Origin of the sequence: Synechocystis sp. PCC 6714, assembly GCF_000478825.2 — a bacterium.
GTDB lineage: Bacteria > Cyanobacteriota > Cyanobacteriia > Cyanobacteriales > Microcystaceae > Synechocystis.
The window spans coordinates 3,005,306-3,027,470 of sequence record NZ_CP007542.1 but is presented as its reverse complement, the minus strand read 5'-3'; the positions used below and the strand labels follow the sequence as shown (position 1 = coordinate 3,027,470).

The 22,165-nt window shown below is 49.1% G+C and carries 16 protein-coding genes; 9 read left to right on the top strand and 7 right to left on the bottom strand.

All coding sequences use genetic code 11. The features are described 5' to 3' along the window. Positions 1-123: 123 nt before the first annotated feature. From D082_RS13775 to rpsP, 3 genes are all read right to left on the bottom strand, one after another. Positions 124-2,298: a glutamine synthetase III gene (locus D082_RS13775; protein ID WP_028947091.1), complete on the bottom strand. Its 2,175-nt coding sequence runs from the start codon at positions 2,296-2,298 to the stop codon at positions 124-126. A gap of 193 nt (positions 2,299-2,491) precedes the next feature. Continuing rightward, positions 2,492-2,851: a KH domain-containing protein gene (locus D082_RS13770; RefSeq protein WP_028947092.1), complete on the bottom strand. Its 360-nt coding sequence runs from the start codon at positions 2,849-2,851 to the stop codon at positions 2,492-2,494. A 41-nt stretch (positions 2,852-2,892) separates the two neighbouring features. Next, positions 2,893-3,141: a 30S ribosomal protein S16 gene (gene rpsP, locus D082_RS13765; RefSeq protein WP_028947093.1), complete on the bottom strand. Its 249-nt coding sequence runs from the start codon at positions 3,139-3,141 to the stop codon at positions 2,893-2,895. 289 nt (positions 3,142-3,430) lie between these two features. On the opposite strand from rpsP, the gene D082_RS13760 reads away from it, so the two are divergent. Continuing rightward, positions 3,431-4,777 (top strand): hemolysin family protein, encoded by a 1,347-nt coding sequence (locus tag D082_RS13760; protein WP_028947094.1) that lies wholly within the window; start codon positions 3,431-3,433, stop codon positions 4,775-4,777. A gap of 7 nt (positions 4,778-4,784) precedes the next feature. Here D082_RS13760 and D082_RS13755 read toward each other — a convergent pair whose 3' ends face one another. Further along, the gene (locus D082_RS13755; RefSeq protein ID WP_028947095.1) at positions 4,785-5,858 is read right to left on the bottom strand and encodes a type I restriction endonuclease; all 1,074 of its coding nucleotides are present in this window, start codon (positions 5,856-5,858) and stop codon (positions 4,785-4,787) included. Positions 5,859-6,120: 262 nt separating this feature from the next. Further along, positions 6,121-6,471, bottom strand: a complete 351-nt coding sequence (locus D082_RS13750; protein WP_010873127.1) for a phage holin family protein — start codon at positions 6,469-6,471, stop codon at positions 6,121-6,123. A 279-nt stretch (positions 6,472-6,750) separates the two neighbouring features. Between D082_RS13750 and D082_RS13745 the strand changes: the two genes are divergently transcribed. The 4 genes from D082_RS13745 to rpsD all read left to right on the top strand — a co-directional run bounded on the left by D082_RS13745 (position 6,751) and on the right by rpsD (position 11,498). Further along, a complete protein-coding gene (locus tag D082_RS13745; RefSeq protein ID WP_311134292.1) occupies positions 6,751-8,472 on the top strand; it encodes an NAD-binding protein in 1,722 nt (573 codons plus the stop codon). A gap of 297 nt (positions 8,473-8,769) precedes the next feature. Beyond that, a complete protein-coding gene (locus D082_RS13740; RefSeq protein ID WP_028947097.1) occupies positions 8,770-9,852 on the top strand; it encodes a fatty acid desaturase in 1,083 nt (360 codons plus the stop codon). Positions 9,853-9,960: 108 nt separating this feature from the next. Continuing rightward, entirely contained in the window at positions 9,961-10,764 is an 804-nt protein-coding gene (locus D082_RS13735) for an ABC transporter ATP-binding protein (protein WP_028947098.1), read from the top strand. A 125-nt stretch (positions 10,765-10,889) separates the two neighbouring features. Further along, positions 10,890-11,498: a 30S ribosomal protein S4 gene (gene rpsD, locus D082_RS13730; RefSeq protein ID WP_028947099.1), complete on the top strand. Its 609-nt coding sequence runs from the start codon at positions 10,890-10,892 to the stop codon at positions 11,496-11,498. Between the two features lie 45 nt (positions 11,499-11,543). Here rpsD and D082_RS13725 read toward each other — a convergent pair whose 3' ends face one another. Beyond that, the gene (locus D082_RS13725; RefSeq protein ID WP_028947100.1) at positions 11,544-12,998 is read right to left on the bottom strand and encodes a PucC family protein; all 1,455 of its coding nucleotides are present in this window, start codon (positions 12,996-12,998) and stop codon (positions 11,544-11,546) included. Positions 12,999-13,057: 59 nt separating this feature from the next. Continuing rightward, positions 13,058-16,087 carry a response regulator gene (locus D082_RS13720; RefSeq protein WP_028947101.1) on the bottom strand — a complete coding sequence of 1,010 codons (3,030 nt, stop codon included), beginning with the start codon at positions 16,085-16,087 and terminating at the stop codon, positions 13,058-13,060. Positions 16,088-16,152: 65 nt separating this feature from the next. On the opposite strand from D082_RS13720, the gene D082_RS13715 reads away from it, so the two are divergent. The 4 genes from D082_RS13715 (at position 16,153) to cphA (ending at position 22,164) form a co-directional block, all read left to right on the top strand. Then, entirely contained in the window at positions 16,153-17,418 is a 1,266-nt protein-coding gene (locus D082_RS13715) for an NAD(P)/FAD-dependent oxidoreductase (RefSeq protein WP_028947102.1), read from the top strand. After that, complete coding sequence (locus D082_RS13710; protein WP_028947103.1) at positions 17,382-18,323, top strand: S-layer homology domain-containing protein; 942 nt, start codon at positions 17,382-17,384, stop codon at positions 18,321-18,323. The genes D082_RS13715 and D082_RS13710 overlap by 37 nt, the downstream gene beginning before the upstream one ends. Positions 18,324-18,578: 255 nt before the next feature. Continuing rightward, positions 18,579-19,394 carry a cyanophycinase gene (locus D082_RS13705; protein WP_038530995.1) on the top strand — a complete coding sequence of 272 codons (816 nt, stop codon included), beginning with the start codon at positions 18,579-18,581 and terminating at the stop codon, positions 19,392-19,394. 148 nt (positions 19,395-19,542) lie between these two features. Then, positions 19,543-22,164, top strand: a complete 2,622-nt coding sequence (cphA, locus tag D082_RS13700; RefSeq protein ID WP_028947105.1) for a cyanophycin synthetase — start codon at positions 19,543-19,545, stop codon at positions 22,162-22,164. Position 22,165: the final 1 nt, after the last annotated feature.

Sequence of the window (22,165 nt, the reverse complement as noted above, 5' to 3'; positions counted from 1 at the left end):
AGCAATTCTTTCCCCGTTGGTGCTATAAATTATTCCCCCCAAACTTCCAAGAGCTTGAGGGGACTTTGAGTTTATTCATTCCCCAATATTGGGGGCAAGGCTTTAAAAACTCTCTAATTGGAATTACTTGATAAACAACATCTCCTGGTAGGTGGGCAGTGGCCAGAAACTATCGGCAATTTCCCCTTCCAGGGCATCGGCAAAAGTCCGCACTTCGTCCATCAATGGCCGGATGGTTTGGGCACAGTATTGTAACTTAGCTTCCGTGTCGGCGAAGTCGTGTTTAGCCATGGCTTCACTCAATTTGGCCACCGCAGCCACCATTTGATTGGTCAAATCTGCGATCTTTTTGGCACTTTCCTTTTCAAAGTCAATGCCCAAACCGCTCAGACTAGCAATGGTGGAGGAAAGCTTGGACAAGTATTCCACCGCCGCTGGGTAAATAACAGTTTTGGCCATACTAATCACCAGTTTGGCTTCCACTTCAATGGAGAGAATGTACTGCTCTGCGTAAACCTCAAAGCGGCTTTCCAATTCCACAGGGGTCAATACACCGGTTTTTTCAAATAATTCCTCGATATATTTTTCCTTCAGCACGGGTAGAGCATCGGCGGTGGTGCGGAGGTTAGCCAGGCCCCGTTCTTCCACAGCCATCTTGTGCCATTCCTCAGAGTAACCATTGCCACCAAAAATTACCTGGCCATGGTTCTCCATGATTTCCTTGAGCACAGTCAAAATGGCGGTGTCCAAGTCCAATCCATTGCCCAATTCCGCCTCCAGGCGATCGCCAATCCAGGCCAGGGAATCGGCCAACATGGTATTGAGGACAATCAACGGCCCGGACACGGATTGACTGGAACCCACCGCCCGGAACTCAAAACGGTTGCCGGTGAAAGCAAAGGGGGAAGTGCGGTTCCGATCGCCAGCGTCTTTGGTTAGGTCAGGAAGTACGGCAACTCCAAGGTCCATTACGCCTTTTTTCTTGGATTCCTTAACACTGCCGGTTTTGATTTGATCAAATACTTCTTCTAATTGGGAACCAAGGTACACAGACATAATGGCCGGGGGTGCTTCGTTGGCCCCTAAACGGTGGTCATTACTAGCCGTGGCGATCGCCGCCCGCATCAGGGGGCCGTATTTATGGACACCCCGGATTACTGCGCCGCAGAAAACCAGAAATTGGGCATTGTCATGGGGAGAGTCCCCGGGATCGAGTAAATTCCCTTGGGTAGAGTTGCCCACCGACCAGTTGACGTGTTTGCCAGAACCATTAATGCCCGCAAAGGGTTTTTCGTGGAGTAGGCAAATAAAGCCATGCTTTTTGGCCGTATTTTTCAACACCGTCATCAGTAATTGTTGGTGGTCACTGGCCACGTTGGCCGCTTCAAAAAAGGGCGCAATTTCAAACTGACCGGGGGCCACTTCGTTATGGCGGGTTTTAGCGGGAATGCCCAATTTATAGAGGGTTTCCTCCACATCTTGCATAAATACCTGCACCCGTTCGGGAATGGCCCCAAAGTAATGGTCATCAAATTCTTGACCTTTAGCGGGGGCTTTGCCAAATAAAGTCCGACCCGCGAGGAGTAAATCTGGGCGTTGGCTCGCAAAATTGGCATCTACGAGAAAATATTCCTGCTCCGCCCCACAACTGGAATTAACGTGGGCGATATTTTCATTACCCAATAGTGTTAGCACTTTGCGGGCCGCCTTATCCATAGCGGCGATCGAGCGCAACAGGGGAACTTTTTTATCCAATGCTTCCCCGGTCCAGGACACAAACACCGTGGGAATGCAGAGGGTGGAGCCATTATCGGTTTCCATAATGTAGGCCGGGCTGGTCACATCCCATCCTGTGTAACCCCGGGCTTCGAAAGTATCCCGAATACCACCATTGGGAAAGGAAGAGCCATCGGGTTCCCCTTGTACCAATACCTTGCCTGAAAATTCAGAAATAACATTGCCATCGCCCTGGACGGAAATGAAGCCGTCGTGCTTTTCCGCGGAAAGGTTCGTCATGGGGTAGAAGACGTGGGCATAGTACATCGCCCCTTTACCCATGGCCCAATCCCGCATGGCAGTGGCCACCGCATCCGCAACGGAGGGGTCTAATTTTTCCCCGGTGGTGATGGTATTTTTAACCGATTTGAAAACACTTTTGGGGAGACTGGCCTGCATTTTGCTCAAATTAAAAACATTCTCAGCCCACATATCCTCCAGGCGAGATAGCTTTTTACCAGACGCTAGAGGTCGGTTGATAATTTGGTGAACCGATTGGGTACGGGCGGCGTTTCCAGTCATGGACTAAATCTCTATTGCAGAATTTACAGCTCCTCTAATCATACGCAAGGTGATTTTTTTAAATAGACAATATAGATACAAAAACAACGACCCCTTCTTAGCTTCCATATCAGGAAATAAGCCGGGGCCGGGGTAACAAAACAAAGTTACGGAGCAATATTACAAATAAAGAAAAACTAATCCACCATAGGGGTTAATAACGATTTACCGATTCTCCCCGACTGCGGGAACGACGCACAGGGGGCGGCCCAGCGGATGAACGACGACGGCGCAGGGGAGTAGATTTTCCTAGAGCAGACTCGGTAACGTAAACCTCCAAAAAAGCTGACTGTTGGACTTGATCAGCGGCGATGGTGAGCAAATTACGAATGGTTTGCAAACTCCGTCCCCCCCGACTAGTGAGTCGTTCCCGGTCCTCGTCCCCTAGGGCCAAACGGATCCAAACCCGGCTATTTTGTCGAAACACCTCACAGTCCACTTTCAGCGCATCAGGCTTTTCCAGAAAGGGATGGACAAGAAACTTGACCAATTCAACGTAGTTTAGGGTAGTCACAGAGGCTAGACGTTGGTAAACACCACGGAAAAAACCAAAATTTAGGCTTTGAGTTGTTCAAAAATCTGAGCTTTGGTGAGGATGGAGCGGACTGTATCGGTGGGTTGAGCCCCTTCTTTCAGTCTTTTGACGATCGCCGGCACATCAAGACGGGTTTCATCGGTGCGGGGATTGTAAAAACCCAATTCTTCAAGGGGACGGCCATCCCGACGGGTGGTGCTGTGCATGGCAACGATACGGTAGCTAACTTCACGTTTTTTGCCGAAGCGTTTCAGACGGAGTTTAATCATACTAATTAAAAATAAGCTAGGAAAAATTTCGCGTTTACCATTCTAACCTATTTTTTGGGGCCAGCATTTTTAGCATCGCAAATCGCCCCAGGGCGACTTAGTAGATACAGTCAGCGATTAGGTAAGGAACCAGCCTTGGTCCCCAAGGTCAAGGGGGATAGTGGGCTTTTCCCTGGCGGTAAACCGACCACAGACAGTCGGGATGTTTTCTCCTATCATGGATGGTTATCATTAGCCATCCTCCACTGACTTTATCCCCGGCCCACCGGTCTATATCCCTAAAAATTGAATGTTTTCCTCTTCTGTTGAGCTGGAACTTTTTTTCATCTTCGTTTTGGTGGTGTTAAATGGAGTTTTTTCCGGCTCGGAAATTGCCATTGTCTCAGCTCGTAAGGTTCGTTTGGAACAGTTGGCAAAGCGGGGTAATCGCAAAGCAAAGCTGGCCCTAAAGCTAGCCACAGCCCCCAATAATTTTCTGTCGGCGGTACAGATTGGTATTACCTTGATTGGTATTTTGAGCGGTGCAGTGGGGGGGGCAACGGTGGCCCAGCGTCTAGCGGAATTTTTGGATGATATTCCCCTATTAGCGCCCTACGCTAGTCCCCTCAGCATTGTGATTTTGGTGGGTTTTATCACCTATTTATCCTTAGTAGTGGGGGAATTGGTCCCTAAACGCATTGCCCTCAGCCATCCGGAACACATTGCCTGTGGGGTGGCCCCGGCCATGAATTTAGTGGCCAAGCTGACCGCACCTCTAGTCTATCTTTTGGGCATCTCCACCGATGGGGTGTTGCGGCTGTTTGGCATCACCAGTAAGGAGGCTAGCCCCATCACAGAAGAGGAAATCCGGGTCATGATTGAGCAGGGGGCCCAGGCTGGCATGATCGATGAAGCGGAACAGGAAATGGTGGAACGGGTTTTTCGTCTGGGGGATAGGCCCGTTAAAACTTTGATGACTCCCCGCACGGCGATCGCCTGGTTGGATGTGGAGTCGGACTGGGAGGAAAATCAACAGGAAATCCTCGATACCCCCTATTCTCGTTTCCCCGTCGGCAGAGACAGCCTGGATGAGTGTTTAGGATTTGTGCGGGTCAAGGACATCCTGAATAGTCAATGGTCGGGGGAAAAAATTAACCTGGAGGAAATTGTCCAACCGCCCCTATTTGTGGCGGAAAATACTCGCTCCCTCCATGTGTTGGAAATGTTCCGAGCTTCCGGCACCCATTTAGCTCTCATTACCGATGAGTATGGTGGCATTGAAGGCCTAGTCACCCTCAACGACCTCATTGAGGCGATCGTGGGCAGCATCCCCAATGACGATGAAATCCAAGAACCACAAATTATCCAGCGGGAAGATGGCTCATATTTACTAGATGGACTAATCTCCATCGATGAATTTAAGGAAATTTTTGATATCGAAATCCTCTCCAATGAAGAGGAAGGTAACTACCATACCCTGGGGGGCTTTGTGATTGAAAGTCTGGGTAAAATTCCCCAATCAGGCGAGTATTTTGTTTCCGATGCCCTCCGGGTGGAGGTGGTGGATATGGACGGCATCCGCATTGATAAAGTATTGGTTAGCCAATTGCCGGAAGATTCTATTTCAGATGAAGAAGATATTATTTCACAAGATTAAATCTTGCCTACTGATAAATGTAGACTGCTTCCGTTATTTGTTCTGCAAATGAATAAATATCTGAAACTTTTTCAATGGGATTTTTAGTTTCATTTTTGCTATCGGCAAAAGTGCCAAGATATTTTTGCTTGGTATTGAAATAAAATTTGCATATTGGCTTACGGTTATTGTCATCGAGAAAAACACTCATCCAGTTCTTTTTATCCCGATAAAATACCCGTTCTGGGTCAACAACTTTGGCGCAAATTGCCCTCACAATTCTGAAGGCTTCCAATTCTTCTTCTGTTGTTACAATGTCTGTTTCCACTTGTAATTGATCAGTTTCTTCATTTTCACTTTCCTGGTTTACAGGAGTTTGATCGCCCTCCGTTGCCAACGCTGTTCTTAAACGGTCACTGATTCGCTCACTCATAAATTGACTTAGTGCTTTTTTGACCAGCGGCTCGAAAGTTTCTTTAGCTGTTCCAACAAACCTAGCACCAGGATTAACTCTAGCAAAGAAAAACTTTACAAACTCTTCATCAGGCGAATCATACAATTCCCCAAAAATTTTTTTAATCGCAGATGTATATTTAAGTTCACTTGCAGTGCTTAAGATCTTATCTAAGTCAAAATCGTCTTTTGCAAGACGTTTAACTTCTTGGAGTATATTTGTCCGAGGATCTTCTAAGTCTAGCTCTAAAAATGGACGACCATCCATTTTATTTGATTCTTCTAAATCAGAATAGAATCTGTAATTAATTCCATTTGTTAGAATTGCAATTCTTGCTTTTGTAACTGAAAAATAACGAAAAAGCTGTGACATCTCCTGTTCTTTCAAATCACAACCAGCTTTTTTACACTCAAATAGTAACGTTACCTCTCCTTTATTTAAAATAGCATAATCGACTTTTTCTCCCTTTTTTATACCTACATCAGCAGTAAACTCGGGAATCACTTCTAGGGGATCAAAAACATCATAACCAAGTGCTGAAATAAAGGGCATAACTAGAGCATTTTTTGTTGCCTCTTCCGTCTCAATATGATCGCGCAGCTTAGGCAAACGCTGAATCAAAGCGGCAATTTTTTCCTCAAAACTCATTATTTCACCTCTTGATGGAAATTTTTGGGAAGAAACTCAATCTCTTCCAAGGTGGATCTTACAACGCTTTGTGTTATTCTCCAATTTTTATGTTCTTACTTTAATTCTTCATTGTATTATGCCAAAATTTACCACTAGAAGAACATCTATGGTTTTTCCTTATGCTTTAATCAAACAGGCGTGGGCGATGAAGTTAAAGCAACCCCACCGCCTAAGTTCTGTAATTTATAGGCTAATCAAAGTGACTAAATGCAAACTTGATTTAGCTGCTGATGGGTAATAGTTGAAAGAGGAGAGAGTTGATAAATCCTAACAGAATGGCTCCAATGAGGGCACTCCAGAAACCCCAACGGAGGCTAAAACCATCTACAAAGGCAGCGGCTAGGGCAAAAATAATGGCGTTGACTACGGTGTAGAACAGACCAAAGGTGAGGAAAATTAGGGGAAAAGTGAAGAATGTCAGTACTGGACGTACTAGAGCGTTGAGCAAACCAATAACGACTGCGGAAATGAGGGCTTTTTTAAAGCTGGAAATTTCTACCCCCGTGGGTAGTTGGGCAATAATCAGCAGGCTGACTGAGGTGACAATCCAGACGATAAGTAGTTGTAACATTTTCCCTCCTTTGGTAATTACAATGACGGGCTAGAACAATGCTTCCATTTTAAACGTTGGCCGCAATGGTTGACAGATCAGTTTAAGTACGGTGCTGGAGCTATGGCGATCGCCAGGTTGGTCAAAATGATTGAACGGTGACAGTTTTACTGGCGCTGTCTGGGGAAAATGAAGACAATGAAATGGCCGCATTAACGGGGGTAATGGGATGGGTTTGCTTAATGCCACGACTCCCATGGAAAAAGCTCCCCGTTGGTGATTTTTTTTGCTCAGGTTCCCATTTTTTTGGATGTTATGAAACCGCACATCATCGTTTGTGGGTTGGGGCAAACTGGTTACCGCATTTTTAGCTTGCTCAAGCAACAGGGGGCGGAAGTAATTGGTGTTTCCGACCGGCCCATATTAGGGGAAGATCCCAGCAGTATTGTGGTGGGGGAATTAAGATCCACTGCTACTTTGACCAGAGCCGCAGTGCAAACGGCCCAAACTTTGGTGTTGGCCACCAGTGACGATGCCCTCAATTTAGCCATTCTGACCCAAGCCCGCATTCTCAATCCCCGGATTCGCATTGTTAATCGTTTGTTTAACCATGCCCTGGGCAAACGTTTAGACACCACCTTGCCAGACCACGTCAGTTTAAGTGTTTCGGCCCTGGCAGCCCCGATTTTTTCCTTTGCCGCCCTGGGTAATCAGGCGATCGGGCAGTTGCGTTTGTTTGATCAAACCTGGCCGATCCAGGAAATTGTCATCGACCAAGATCATCCCTGGTTTAATTTGCCCCTGGCGGATTTATGGGACGATCCCAGCCGGATGCTAATTCACTATCTTCCCGCCCACAGTGAAACGGATTTAGTGGGCGCAGTGGTGGATGGGTTAACGTTACAAGCTGGGGATCATTTGATTGTGGGGCAAAAACCCCAAACCAAAACCAAACGGCGATCGCCCTGGCGAAAAATTTCCAAACTAATCACCAATCTGCGGGAATATCAACGCTACGTCCAACAGGTAATCTGGGTGGTGTTGTTTTTGCTGTTGATGATTTTTCTGGCCACGTTCACCTACGTTTCCATCGATCAACATATTGCGCCCGTGGATGCGTTGTATTTTTCCGTGGGCATGATTACCGGGGCCGGCGGCAAAGAGGAAGTGGCGGAGAAATCCCCGGACATTATCAAAGTATTTACAGCGGTGATGATGATTGCCGGGGCGGGGGTGATTGGTATTTGCTACGCTCTGCTGAATGATTTCATCCTTGGCAGTCGCTTTAGCCAGTTTTTGGATGCAGCAAAGTTGCCCGATCGCCATCACATTATTATCTGTGGTCTAGGGGGAGTGAGCATGGCCGTCATTGGGCAATTAATTCACCAAGGCCACGAAATTGTCGTGATTGAAAAGGATGCGGATAATCGCTTTTTACACACCGCCCGTTCCCTAGGCGTTCCTGTGCTGGTGGAAGATGCCCGGTTAGAAAGGAGTTTAGCCTGTGCCAATATCAACCGAGCTGAAGCTATTGTGGTGGCCACCAGTGACGACACCGTTAATTTAGAAATTGGCCTAACCGCCAAGGCGATCGCCCCTAGTTTGCCGGTGGTATTGCGCTGTCAGGATGCCCAGTTTAGCCTCTCATTACAGGAAGTATTTGAGTTTGAAACGGTGCTGTGTCCGGCGGAATTGGCCACCTATTCCTTTGCGGCGGCGGCCCTGGGGGGCAAAATTTTGGGCAACGGCATGACCGATGACTTGCTCTGGGTAGCCTTGGCAACGTTAATTACTCCGAACCACCCCTTTGCAGACCAGTTGGTGAAAATTGCGGCCCAGAAGGGAGATTTTGTGCCGTTGTATTTGGAACGGAGTGGTAAAACCATCCATAGTTGGGAACTGTTGAGCACCGTCCTCACCTCCGGCGATGTGTTATATCTGACCATGCCCGCCACTGCCCTGGAGCAACTTTGGCGATCGCCCCAGACCACGGCCGATCCCCTGGATTCTTTTTTGGTTTAAGATATGGGGGGGATTTTTCTCAGTGATCCATTGCCGTCAACAATAACTCAGAAAAGTAAAAAGAAATTAGACAGAATAAGTTTATAAATAGTCCTTCTCTATAACTTATAGAAACCCATTAATCGAAACCAAAAACTTTTGCTTTTACTAGGATAGAGCGACAATTTGGGCTGATTTCCCCTGGCGATCGGTCTAGGCCTCTGGCGTTGTAAACTTTTATATCTGCGAAGCACCACATTTTTTTATGGTTAATGGAGGTATAATATGAAAGTTTTTTACCTACTTTAAAATCAATAAATGCTAACAGCGGAAAGAATTAAATTTACCCAGAAGCGGGGTTTTCGTCGGGTACTAAACCAGCGGGTAGATGCCTATTTCACCGAGCAGGGCCTGTCCCAAAGGGATAATCCCTCCATGTATCTGAAAACCTTAATCATCGTGCTCTGGTTGTTTTCCGCTTGGGCCTTTGTGCTTTTCGCCCCAGTTATTTTTCCCCTGCGTCTAGTGGGTTGTATGGTTTTAGCCGTAGCCCTGGCGGCGTTTTCCTTCAACGTCGGCCACGATGCCAACCACAATGCCTATTCCTCCAATCCCCATATCAACCGGGCCCTGGGCATGACCTACGATTTTGTGGGGCTATCCAGTTTTCTCTGGCGCTATCGCCATAACTATCTACATCACACCTACACTAATATCCTTGGCCATGATGTGGAAATCCATGGAGATGGGGTAGTGCGAATGAGCCCAGAACAGGAACATTTTGGTGTTTACCAGTTCCAACAGCTTTACATTTGGGGATTGTACCTTTTTATTCCCTTTTATTGGTTTCTTTATGATGTTTATTTGGTACTGAATAATGGTAAGTATCACGAGCATAAAATTCCTTCCTTTCAGCCCCTGGAATTAGTCAGTTTGTTGACCATTAAAATACTCTGGCTGGGCTACGTTTTCGGCTTACCCCTAGCCCTTGGATTTTCTGTTCCAGAAGTGTTAATTGGCGCTTCCGTCACCTATATGACCTATGGCATTGTGGTCTGCACCATCTTCATGCTGGCCCATGTGTTAGAGTCCACTGAATTTTTAACCCCCGATACGGAATCCGGTGCCATTGACGATGAGTGGGCTATTTGCCAGATTCGTACCACCGCTAACTTTGCTACTACTAATCCTTTTTGGAACTGGTTTTGTGGCGGATTGAATCATCAAGTTACCCATCATCTTTTCCCCAATATTTGCCATATCCATTACCCCCAACTGGAGAATATAATTAAAGATGTCTGCCAGGAATTTGATGTGGAGTACAAAGTCTATCCCACCTTCAAAGCGGCGATCGCCTCTAACTATCGCTGGCTAGAAACCATGGGTAAGGCGCCCCAGTAGAGTTTTAAAAACATAAGTACTCTACATTGCCAACTTATCTCCCCACGGGTAAGCCCAGGGGTTCTAGTCCGTTTTTTCGGTAATTAAGTCGCAATTGACAAATTTTCCATGAGTGATCGCATCACCCCCGCAGAAAATCTCGGTAGCCCAGAAAGTTCTCTTCTTCTAGCCCAGGGGCTATGTAAAAAATTTGGTGGTCTGCGGGCGGTGGACCATGCCGATATTGTGGTCAAAGAAGGTAGCATCACGGGTTTAATCGGCCCCAACGGTGCTGGAAAAACCACCCTATTTAACTTGCTCTCCAACTTTATCCGCCCGGATCAAGGGGAAGTGCTATTTGACGGTGATCCGGTTAGCCATTTACCTCCCCACCAAATTGCTTTGCGGGGTTGCGTGCGGACTTTTCAGGTGGCCAAAGTGCTTTCCCGCTTAACGGTGTTGGAAAATATGTTGCTGGCGGATCAGCATCAAATAGGGGAAAAGTTTCTGCCCCGACTAATCAATTTTCCCAGGGTACAAAGGGAAGAAAGGGCCAACCGGGAAAAAGCCATGGCCATGTTGGAATCAGTCGGTCTAGGAGCCAAAGTCCACGATTATGCCGGAGCGTTATCGGGGGGGCAACGGAAATTGCTAGAAATGGCCCGGGCCTTGATGAGCAATCCGAAACTAATTCTGCTGGATGAACCGGCCGCTGGGGTTAACCCCACTCTAATTGGGCAAATTTGTGAACATATTGTCAACTGGAACCGCCAGGGCATCACTTTTCTGGTCATTGAACACAACATGGATGTGATTATGACCCTCTGTCACCACGTTTGGGTATTGGCGGAAGGAAGAAACTTAGCTGACGGCAGTCCTGAGCAAATCCAGTCCGATCCTAGGGTTTTAGAAGCTTATTTGGGGGATGTCTAAAACTTTTGGTGAGTGGTAAAACCCATGGAGTAGGGAAAAGATCATTTTGGCCGGTAGCGGCAACGGACGTTTCCCACCTATAATGGGACGTTTGGGAATTATTAATTAGGAGATGACCAACTAAGATGTCTCGTTATAGAGGACCTCGTCTGCGGATCGTCCGCCGCCTTGGGGAGTTACCCGGTTTAAGCCGCAAATCCCCTCGCCGTGCCTACCCCCCCGGCCAACATGGCCAAGCCCGTCGCAAACGTTCTGAGTATGCCATTCGGCTAGAAGAAAAACAGAAACTCCGCTTGAACTACGGCATTACGGAAAAGCAATTGGTCCGTTATGTGAAAAAAGCCCGTCGGGCTACGGGTTCCACCGGACAAGCTCTGTTGGAACTGCTGGAAATGCGCTTGGACAACACCGTGTTCCGTTTGGGCATGGCTGGCACCATTCCGGGGGCCCGGCAGTTAGTCTGCCACGGCCACATTACCGTTAACGGTCAAGTAGTGGATATTCCTAGCTACCAGTGTCGTCCAGGGGATGTTGTCAGTGTGCGGGACCGGGATCGTTCCCGTAAATTAGTGGAAACCAATATGGAATTTCCGGGTTTGGCCAATGTGCCTTCCCATTTGGAGTTCGATAAAAATACTTTCACTGGCAAGGTCAACAGTGTTATTGACCGTGAGTGGGTAGCGTTGCAGATCAATGAATTGCTTGTAATTGAGTATTATTCTCGGAAAGCCTAGATCTGTGGGGGAAATGGGGGAGTTTTTACTTTCCCTTTCCTCATCTCAGCCATCTAAATCTCCTGCCATGACCGTGGCGATCGCCGTTTTGGCATTGTCCTGGAACTCCCGTACATTAACTTTGTTGAGCAGAAAAATAGAGCCAATTAATCCCAGGGCTTGGAGAGCGAACACTAAACCATAGGCCAGCACCGCATTGGTAAAAATGGCTTTGCCAATATTTAAAACCGTCCCCCCGGCCACCGTGGCTAATCCTCTGGAAATGGATTGGGCCAACCCCCAAGCCCCAATGAAAGTACCAGCGGTTTCCACCGCAGTCAGATCTAACATCAAACTGGTGGCTCCGGCGGTGATCATGCCCGATGCTAAACCGAAGAAAAGTAAACCGGATTTTAACAGAGTCACATTTTGCTGGAAGCCCGCCAGAATTAATAGGGAAAAACAAAGGGCAGCTAGGGCGCATCCCAAAGAAGTGGTGCGTTGCTTACCCAAACGGGGCACCACAAAAAAGCCGGTGGAACCAATGCCCAACAGGGTGCCCATGCCAAAAAAGGCATTCAATTGGGTAGTTTCGGAAATGCAGAGATTAAACACTTCCCCGCCGTAGGGTTCCAACACCGCATCCTGCATAAATAGACTCAGGGTTAATAGCAACAGAAAACCGAAGAAAATGGCGGTTTGTCGGCTGGCGGTCAACACCTTCATGGCTTGCCCTAGGGTAATTTCATCCTCCCTGCCCCCGGAACGATCGCCAAAGCGAGAATATTTTTTTTCCACCCCCACCGTGGCCAGCCAGGAGAGAAAAACCACAATCGCCGGCATGATAATAAACACCGGATTAATGCCCCGTTGTAGTTGGGCAATGTCGACGGTTTTTTTCACTATCAGCCCATCGGCATCCAATAATGCAGGGCCGCAAATTTCTGGCGTATTAAGCAAGCGGGAACTAACAATGGCCCCTAGCACAATGCCCACCATCAACATGGACCAGACAATGCCCACCAGTTTGGAGCGGTTATCCTCGTCGGACACATCCACCAATAGGGCAGCAAAGGGAGTAGAACTCAAACTTAGGGTTACCCCATAGGAGGCAAAAACTATGCCCAGTACAATGCTCCAGAAAATTGTTAGGGGCCCCCAACCATTATTTTGCAAGCTTAGGCCCAGTTGCCAGACGACTTGCAATGCAATGAAGGAAAGTACGGTAAAGCCCACTGCCCCCAACCAGACGTAACCAGTGCGATGGTAACCCCAAAGTCGGTGGCTGTCGGAGAGTTGTCCACACCAAACTTTAAAAGGACTGACAAATTGGTACATGGCGATCGCCGTAGCGGCCACCCAGGGCAACACCGCTAGCTCGTCAATCAGCACCCGGTTGAGTACCCCCAGAGTAAGTAGGGACATAATGCCCAGCCCCATCTGAAAGAGTCCGAGACGGAACATGGTCACTAGGGATAATTTCGGCAACGGGGCCTCAGACATCAATTCACTAACGGTCATGCTACATTGCTGGAGAAAACATCCAGTATTCTAACCAACCAAAGCCAGGGGGAACCTGTCTAGGGGCGATCAAGTATGGTTTTAAGTTCCCCTTGGACCCTTTCATAGCTCTCCGTTAGGGTCTGATAATGGATGGGGTCCATTGCTTTGGCGTTCCGTTGGCGGGCTAGGTTTTCCAGGGTTTTTGCCTGCTGGGCCAGAAGCACAGCGCCCAAATTGGCGCTACTAGAGCCCAGGGTATGGGTGGCCAAACCTAACTCTCCCCAATTTTGATTGGCGATCGCCATTTTGATTCTTTGCAATAGGTCTGGCACCGTTTGGTGATAAATATCCGTAATTTCCTTTAAAATCAGATTGCCATTTTCCCCATCCAATTCCCGCAGAGAGTTAATTACCCCTTGGTCAATGGGAGGTAACAAAGTTATGGCCGGCCCTCGGGAGTTGTTAGCATCAATGCCACTACCCTCGAAAACAATGGGATTAACTTGGTCTTTGTCCGGCGACCTGAGTCCGGTGGTGGCCACCTGTAACGCCTGCTGCAGTGCCTCCAAACGAATTGGCTTACTGACATAATCATTCATCCCGCTGGCCAAACATCGTTCCCGATCACCTTCCAAGGAATAGGCTGTCACCGCAATGATCCAGGGTTTTTGTTCCTGGCCATGGAACCGACGAATGCGCTCCGTGGCGGTTAAACCGTCCATTTCCGGCATTTCCACATCCATCAACACCACGTCATAATCACGTTTTTCCAGAGCTGATAAAGCCTCTTGGCCGTTGTTAACCACATCGACCTGGTAACCCAACTTTTTCAGTAACAGCCTAGCCACCTGTTGGTTAATTAGATTGTCCTCTGCCAAGAGAATAGTTAAATTGGAAGGAGAGTAAGGAAATACGAGACCGTCAATGGGATCCGTGGAAACTAGCGTGGGGGGAGCAGTTTGGCTAAAAATTTGGACCAAAGCATTTTCCAACTCATCGGGATTGATGGGACTGGGGAGCCAAGCTTGCACCGGCGGTTTTTCCTCACGGTAGCGCTCCCCGGGGGATAGATAAATATCCGTTGACACCAGCACCGGGACCCCCTGGTCCGTTGGCACCCACGCAGCGATCTGTTCCAGGTCAAAATCACCAAAGTTTTTCGTTTCATCGATGGGATAGGGACAGTGCAAAATTAGGGCACCGTAAGTTTTATCCCTCAATTTCCTCTGTAAATCCTCCCGGAGTTGCTCCGGGGAAGAAAAAATTATCTGTTCCGCCTGGAGACGCCAGCTCGCCAAAAGATTTTGCATTCTGGTGGCTCTGCTTTCGTTATAGTCCACCATCAACACCGATCGCCCAATGAAAAGAGAATGGCGTAATTTATGGGCAGAATAGGCGCAACTGGGCACTACCGTCAGGTTAACGGTGAAATAGAAAGTGGAGCCTGGCATGGTCGGCTGTCCCAACTGCCAATGGACCGGGGGTTTGCCCACCACAGAGCCATTACTTTCCGCCCAGATTGTTCCTCCCATCAGAGCTGTTAAACGAACACAAATGGCCAAACCCAGCCCTGTACCTCCAAAACGACGGGTGATGGAAGAATTGCCCTGACTAAAAGCCTGGAATAGCGCCTGTTGCTGATTGGGGGCAATGCCAATGCCGGTATCCTGCACCGCAAAACAGAGTTGATATTCTCCCTTGGCCATGTCATGGTCTACCACCTCCACCGTTACCTTGATTTGCCCTGCTTCGGTAAACTTGACCGCATTGCTGAGCAGATTGACCAAAATTTGCCGTAGACGGGTCACATCCCCTTGGAGATTGGGGGGAATGGAAGTCAGAAAACGCCGCACTAGGGTCAGGGACTTTTGCCGGGCGCTGGGTAGAACCAAATCCAACGCTTCTTCTAGGCACTGCCCCAGGTCGAAGGGATAAATCTCCAGGTCTAATTTACCGGCCTCAATTTTGGAAAAATCCAAAATGTCGTTGATCAGAGTGAGCAGAGTTTCCCCACTATTACGGATTGTTTGGGTGAAATATTTTTGTTGGGTATTTAATTCTGTATCGAGCAATAGTCCCGTCATGCCGATGATGGCATTCATGGGGGTGCGAATTTCGTGGCTCATGGTGGCCAAAAATTCAGTTTTGGAGCGATTGGCCGCCTCCGCCGCAGTGGTGGCCGCTGCCAATTCCTGGTTTTGTTCGGCCAGTTGTTGACGCATACGTCGTTCCATTTCCAGGGACTGCCCTTGAATTACCTCCACCTGTTTACGTTGGCTGATGTCTCGGTACAACCAAAAATGTCCTTGGGCGCTGTCTCCTAAGACAATGGGTACGTAATCCCGTTCAAAAAAACGGCCGTCCTGTAGGGGCAGTTCCATTTTTAGCAATGGCTCTGGGGAATCGATCGCCAAAAAATCATGGACTAAGCTCTTACCATTGGCAAAGAGCCCATTAACGCGGGGGGCGATCGCCGTTAAATTTTTGCCCAGAAGGAGGTCAGCGGGGAATCCCAGATTAAACAGCCGGGCAAATTCAGGATTGACCACCACAATACTACCGCCAGCATCGGTCATCAATACACCTGCCCGGAGGTTATGTACTAAAGTGGTTAAACGGGTAGATATGGTGGAAAGGGCTTCCGCGGTTTTTGCCTGCTCCAGTAGGCTGTGGTGGAGATGGTCCCTGGTCTGTTTTAATTCCAGGTGGGTTTTCACCCGGGCCAGCAGTTCCGGCGGGTTAAATGGTTTGGTCACATAATCCACCGCTCCTTTAGCAAAGGCTTGGAGCAGATGTTGCTTTTCATTGCTGGCGGTGAGAAAAATTACCGGAATGTCCCTGACTTGGGGATCCTGTTTGAGGCGATCGCACACTTCCAGTCCGTCCATACCTGGCATCATCAAGTCCAAGAGAATTAAATCTGGACGGGCCTGGGGCACCCGTTGCAATGCTTCTGGCCCAGAAGTAACAAAAGTGGTGCTGTAACCTACCCCTTCCAACAATTCAGAAATAATATGAATATTCTCCTTAACATCATCCACCACCAGAATGAGAAAACTCTCCGGCTCAAAATCGACAATGGGTAGGGGAGGCTGGGATGGGGACATTACAAATTGGCCCGTTGGTGTTTTGATGATGTTTTGACTGTGTTGAGGACTTAACTGAGGAAGGAATGGATGAGTTTGCAGTGGCGGTGATTGGGGCTGGCCCCGCCGGGGGACAATGTGCCCGGCAGTTGGCTCAGCGGGGAATTCCGGTTCTACTGGTGGAGCAACATTCAAATTTTAGCCAAAATAATTACTCCAGCGCCGCTAGTCCTTTGGAAACCATGGCATTGTTCGATCTTCCCCCAGGGGTGGTGGCCCGTTATTGGACCAATTTGGCGATCGCCGCTACAGAAAAAGAACAGATATGGTATGGCGATCAACCCAGGGGGGTGGTGTTCGACTTTGCAAAATTGCGGCAATTTTTAGCAGATTCAGTGGAACAAGCTGGGGGACAAGTTTGGTTAGGACACCGTTTCTTGGCTTATAAACAGGTGGAGAATGGATTAGAGGTAACCTTACGGCGCTCCCCGGCGGAAAAGGTAACGGTAAAAACCCAAGTGCTAATTGACGCTACGGGGTCAAAGCGGGCGGTGATCAATTATGGGCAAAATGGGCAAACTATCAAAGCCGATAGCAGTAAATATTATCGAGGCATTGGCACAGAATATTTAATTAGGGTGGATCAAAATATCCATCAAAAATTTGCTGATACCCTAGTTTTTTTCCTCGGTTACCGTTGGAGTCCCCAGGGTTATTCCTGGATTTTTCCCATGGATAATCAACAATTAAAAGTGGGCACTGCTATTTTTGCTGGGCAACATCGTTATCTAGGTCAGTTGAAACCGATTCGTTTTTATACCGAAGCTATTATTCGTAATTATTTAAGACTAGAAAAAAACCAATACAAGCTAGAGGAAATCCATGGTTCTGTGTTGAATTACGCCGTTAACCAGGGAGATACTTACCATCGGGGCCCGGTGGTGGCCATCGGCGATGCGGTGTCAACGGTGAATTTTTTAGGGGGGGAAGGCATCCGCCATGGCATGCAGGGGGCCAATATTGCCATTCCTTTTGTGGTGGATTATCTCCAGGGCGATCCCCAAGCTTTTGAAAAATATGAGCAGGCCATGAAAGCCCATTTCGCTGAACCCTGGCAACGGACAGAAAATTTAAGTCAACGGGTCTATCTCGAATTCGGCGATCGCCAAATTGATTTGGGGGTCACCTATCTTAGCTACCTCGACTATGACGACGTGCTGGATCTACTATTCCATTACCGATTTGATAGGATCTATGGGGGTATTACTCCCCTGTTGCTCAAAAAGTTTGCCCAATTTAGCCAGCAGTGCCGCCGATGGCTCAGAAATCTTCGTCGTTTTTTTCTTATTTAATTGTCGGACTTTGCGCCCTGTTGGGGGCCTGTAGTGGCAACCAGGCATTGCAGGATCGTTTTGCTGCTAATCCCTCCCTGGGCAGTTCCCCCAGCACCACCACCACTATTTCCCCAACCCCAACCCCAGAACCAACGGAGCCGGATACCCCCGCCACCCCGGAGCCCACAACCACTGTCACCCTTTCCTCAGGTGCTTTCAGTGATCTCAACCAAGTCGGCGATCGCCGAAGGGAAGAAATTCAAGATTTAAGTGAATTGGGCATAGTCCAAGCCAAGACAGGGCAGGAATTTGCGCCCCAAAGTAACATCAGTCGGGGGGAATTTGCCCGCTGGTTATTCCAGGCCAATAACGTTTTTTTTGCTAACCAACCTAGTAAACAAATCCGACCCGCCCCTAGCAACGCTACCGCCCTTTTCACCGATGTACCGCCCACCCACCCCGACTTCGCCCAAATTCAAGGTTTAGCCGATGCTGGTTTAATTCCCTCTAGTCTCACCAGCGATCCCACCGCCAGCCAGTTTCGTCCCGATGCGCCCCTAACCAGGGAAGATTTAGTCCGTTGGAAAGTGCCCCTAGACCACCGCCGGGCCCTGCCCAATGCCAGTCTGGAAAATATCAAAGAAACCTGGGGCTTTCAGGATGCCGCCAAAATCAATCCCAATATTTGGCCCGCCCTAGCCGCAGACTTCCAAAATGGGGATCAAGCCAACCTCAAAAGAGTGTTTGGTTACATCACCATTTTTCAACCCCAGCGCTCCGTAAACAGGGGGGAAGCGGCCTCCGCTCTCTGGTTTTTAGGAATCCAAACGGACGGCCTAAGCGCTAAGGATGTCATTAATGCCCCAGCAACCCCAGTCCCCGAAACTGAACCCAGCACTCCACCGGAAAATCCCCCCAGTTAATCCTCACGGGGGCTCGGATTAGCCCAATTTGACTTGGGTTGTAAGCTGGTTTAACAATATTTGGTCGGCGGCGGTAACAATGTGCCAACTCTGCCGGAGAAAAGTGCTAATTAGATCCGGAGATTCGGAAGACATCAACCAGTTCCAATCGTTGTCAAAATGCCCGCAAAAACTCTTGGCATGGACTTTTTTTCTTTGTCCGGTCAAGATAATATTAGTCTGCTGATCAGAGAACTGAACCCCTAAGAGTTGACAATGCCCCTATCCTTCCAACCAGCCATCCTGATTATTGGTGGTGCAGAAGATAAAGTTCACGGCCGTGAAATTTTGCAAACATTTTGGTCGCGTTCCGGTGGCACCGAAGCCATTATCGGTATCATTCCTTCTGCCTCTCGGGAGCCTTTGTTAATTGGGGAAAGATATCAGACTATCTTTGGTGACATGGGGGTAAAAGAGCTAAAAGTCTTGGACATCCGTGACCGTTCCCAGGGGGACGACAGTGGTTATCGAGAATTCGTGGAACAGTGTACAGGCATTTTCATGACCGGGGGAGACCAGTTGCGTCTCTGTGGCCTGTTAGCAGACACGCCCCTGATGGACCGCATCCGTCAACGGGTACATAACGGGGAAATCAGTTTAGCAGGTACCAGTGCTGGGGCGGCGGTGATGGGGCATCACATGATTGCCGGGGGTAGTAGTGGCGAATGGCCGAATCGGGCTTTGGTGGATATGGCAGTGGGGCTGGGCATTGTGCCGGAGATCGTCGTAGACCAGCATTTCCATAACCGTAACCGCATGGCTCGACTGTTGAGTGCCATTTCTACCCACCCTGAACTGCTGGGTTTGGGTATTGATGAAGATACCTGCGCTATGTTCGAGCGGGACGGTTCCGTTAAAGTGATCGGCCAGGGGACGGTGTCCTTTGTAGATGCCAGGGACATGAGCTACACCAATGCCGCCCTAGTGGGGGCCAATGCTCCCCTAAGTCTCCATAATTTACGCCTTAACATCCTTGTCCACGGGGAAGTTTACCATCAGGGCAAACAACGGGCATTTCCTCGGGTAGTCTAGGGGGTAAGACAGGGCCGGTATGACTTCTCGGCCCCAGTGGGCCCCTCGGATCAATTGTTCACAGCGAACAGTTTCAGTCAGAGGCCTAGCTTGAGAATGATAGTCGGCGTGTTGTGCTTCTTGCATTGGTTCTTGACTGACACAGATCATGAAAATTCTTAAAACTCTGACTCTCCGCGGCCCTAACTATTGGAGTATTCGACGCAAGAAGCTCATTGTGATGCGCCTAGATCTGGAGGATTTGGCAGAGCGGCCCTCCAACAGTATTCCCGGTTTCTATGAGGGATTGATCAAGGTTTTGCCTTCCCTGGTGGAACACTTCTGCTCGCCGGGATACCAGGGGGGATTTTTGGAAAGGGTAAAAGAAGGGACTTATATGGGTCATATTGTCGAGCATGTGGCCCTGGAACTGCAGGAGTTGGTGGGAATGACGGCGGGTTTTGGCCGCACCAGGGAAACTTCCACCCCAGGCGTTTATAACGTTGTCTATGAGTATGTGGATGAGCAGGCGGGACGTTACGCTGGCCGGGCAGCGGTGCGTTTATGTCGTTCCTTAGTAGACACAGGGGATTATCCCAGGTTGGAGTTGGAAAAGGATCTGGAAGATTTGCGGGATTTAGGGGCTAACTCGGCCCTGGGACCCAGCACGGAAACCATTGTTACGGAAGCGGAAGCCCGCAAAATTCCTTGGATGTTGCTCAGCGCTAGGGCCATGGTGCAGTTGGGTTATGGGGTATATCAACAGAGAATCCAGGCGACCCTCAGTTCCCATTCCGGCATTCTCGGGGTAGAACTAGCTTGCGATAAGGAGGGCACCAAGACGATTTTGCAGGATGCGGGCATTCCCGTTCCCCGGGGCACCACCATCCAATATTTTGACGATCTTGAGGAAGCCATTAACGATGTGGGGGGCTATCCCGTAGTGATTAAACCCCTGGATGGCAACCATGGCCGGGGCATCACCATCAATGTCCGTCATTGGCAGGAGGCGATCGCCGCCTATGATTTGGCCGCCGAGGAGTCCAAAAGTCGTGCCATCATTGTGGAGCGTTACTACGAAGGCAGTGACCATCGGGTGCTAGTAGTCAATGGCAAACTGGTGGCGGTGGCGGAGAGGATTCCAGCCCATGTGACTGGGGATGGGAGTTCCACCATTAGTGAGTTGATCGAGAAAACTAACCAGGATCCCAATCGGGGCGATGGCCATGATAATATCCTCACCAAAATCGTGGTCAATAAAACGGCGATAGATGTGATGGAACGCCAGGGGTATAACTTGGATAGTGTGTTACCCAAGGATGAAGTGGTTTACCTACGGGCCACCGCTAACCTAAGCACCGGAGGCATTGCCATTGACCGCACCGATGATATTCACCCGGAAAATATCTGGTTAATGGAACGGGTAGCTAAAGTAATTGGGCTGGACATTGCCGGCATCGACGTGGTGACCTCCGACATCAGTAAGCCCCTGCGGGAAACCAATGGGGTAATTGTGGAAGTTAATGCTGCCCCCGGTTTTCGTATGCATGTGGCCCCAAGCCAAGGTTTACCCCGCAACGTGGCTGCCCCGGTGTTGGATATGCTATTTCCCCCCGGGACCCCCAGCCGCATTCCCATTTTGGCGGTGACGGGCACCAATGGCAAAACCACCACCACCCGTTTACTGGCCCACATTTATCGGCAAACGGGCAAAACGGTGGGTTACACCAGCACCGATGCCATCTACATCAATGAGTATTGTGTAGAAAAGGGCGATAACACTGGGCCCCAGAGTGCTGGGGTGATTTTACGGGATCCCACGGTGGAAGTGGCGGTGTTGGAAACGGCCCGGGGCGGAATTTTGCGGGCAGGTTTAGCCTTTGATAGCTGTGACGTGGGGGTAGTGCTGAATGTGGCGGCGGATCACCTGGGGCTGGGGGATATTGACACCATTGAACAGATGGCCAAAGTTAAATCCGTCATTGCCGAAGTGGTGGATCCCAGCGGTTACGCAGTGCTCAATGCGGACGATCCCCTAGTGGCGGCCATGGCCGATAAGGTGAAGGCAAAGGTGGCTTATTTTTCTATGAACCCCGATAATCCCATTATCCAAGCCCATGTACGGCGGAATGGCATTGCGGCGGTGTATGAATCCGGCTACCTGTCAATTTTGGAGGGTTCCTGGACTCTGCGGGTGGAGCAGGCCAAGTTAATTCCCATGACCATGGGGGGCATGGCACCCTTTATGATTGCCAATGCTTTGGCCGCTTGTCTTGCTGCCTTTGTTAATGGTTTGGATGTGGAGGTTATCCGCCAAGGAGTAAGGACTTTTACCACATCAGCAGAACAGACTCCCGGAAGAATGAATTTGTTTAATTTGGGGCAGCACCATGCCCTAGTGGACTACGCCCACAATCCGGCCGGTTATCGAGCGGTGGGAGATTTTGTTAAAAATTGGCAGGGGCAAAGGTTTGGCGTAGTGGGGGGCCCTGGCGATCGCCGGGATAGTGATTTGATTGAGTTGGGGCAAATTGCGGCCCAGGTATTTGACCGAATCATTGTCAAGGAAGACGATGATAAGCGGGGCCGGAGCGAGGGAGAAACGGCGGATTTGATTGTCAAAGGTATTTTGCAGGAAAATCCCGGAGCCTCCTACGAAGTAATTTTGGACGAAACCATAGCTTTGAATAAGGCATTGGACCAGGTGGAAGAAAAAGGTCTGGTGGTGGTTTTCCCCGAAAGCGTAACCAGGGCCATTGACCTCATTAAGGTCCGCAATCCCATTGGTTAAG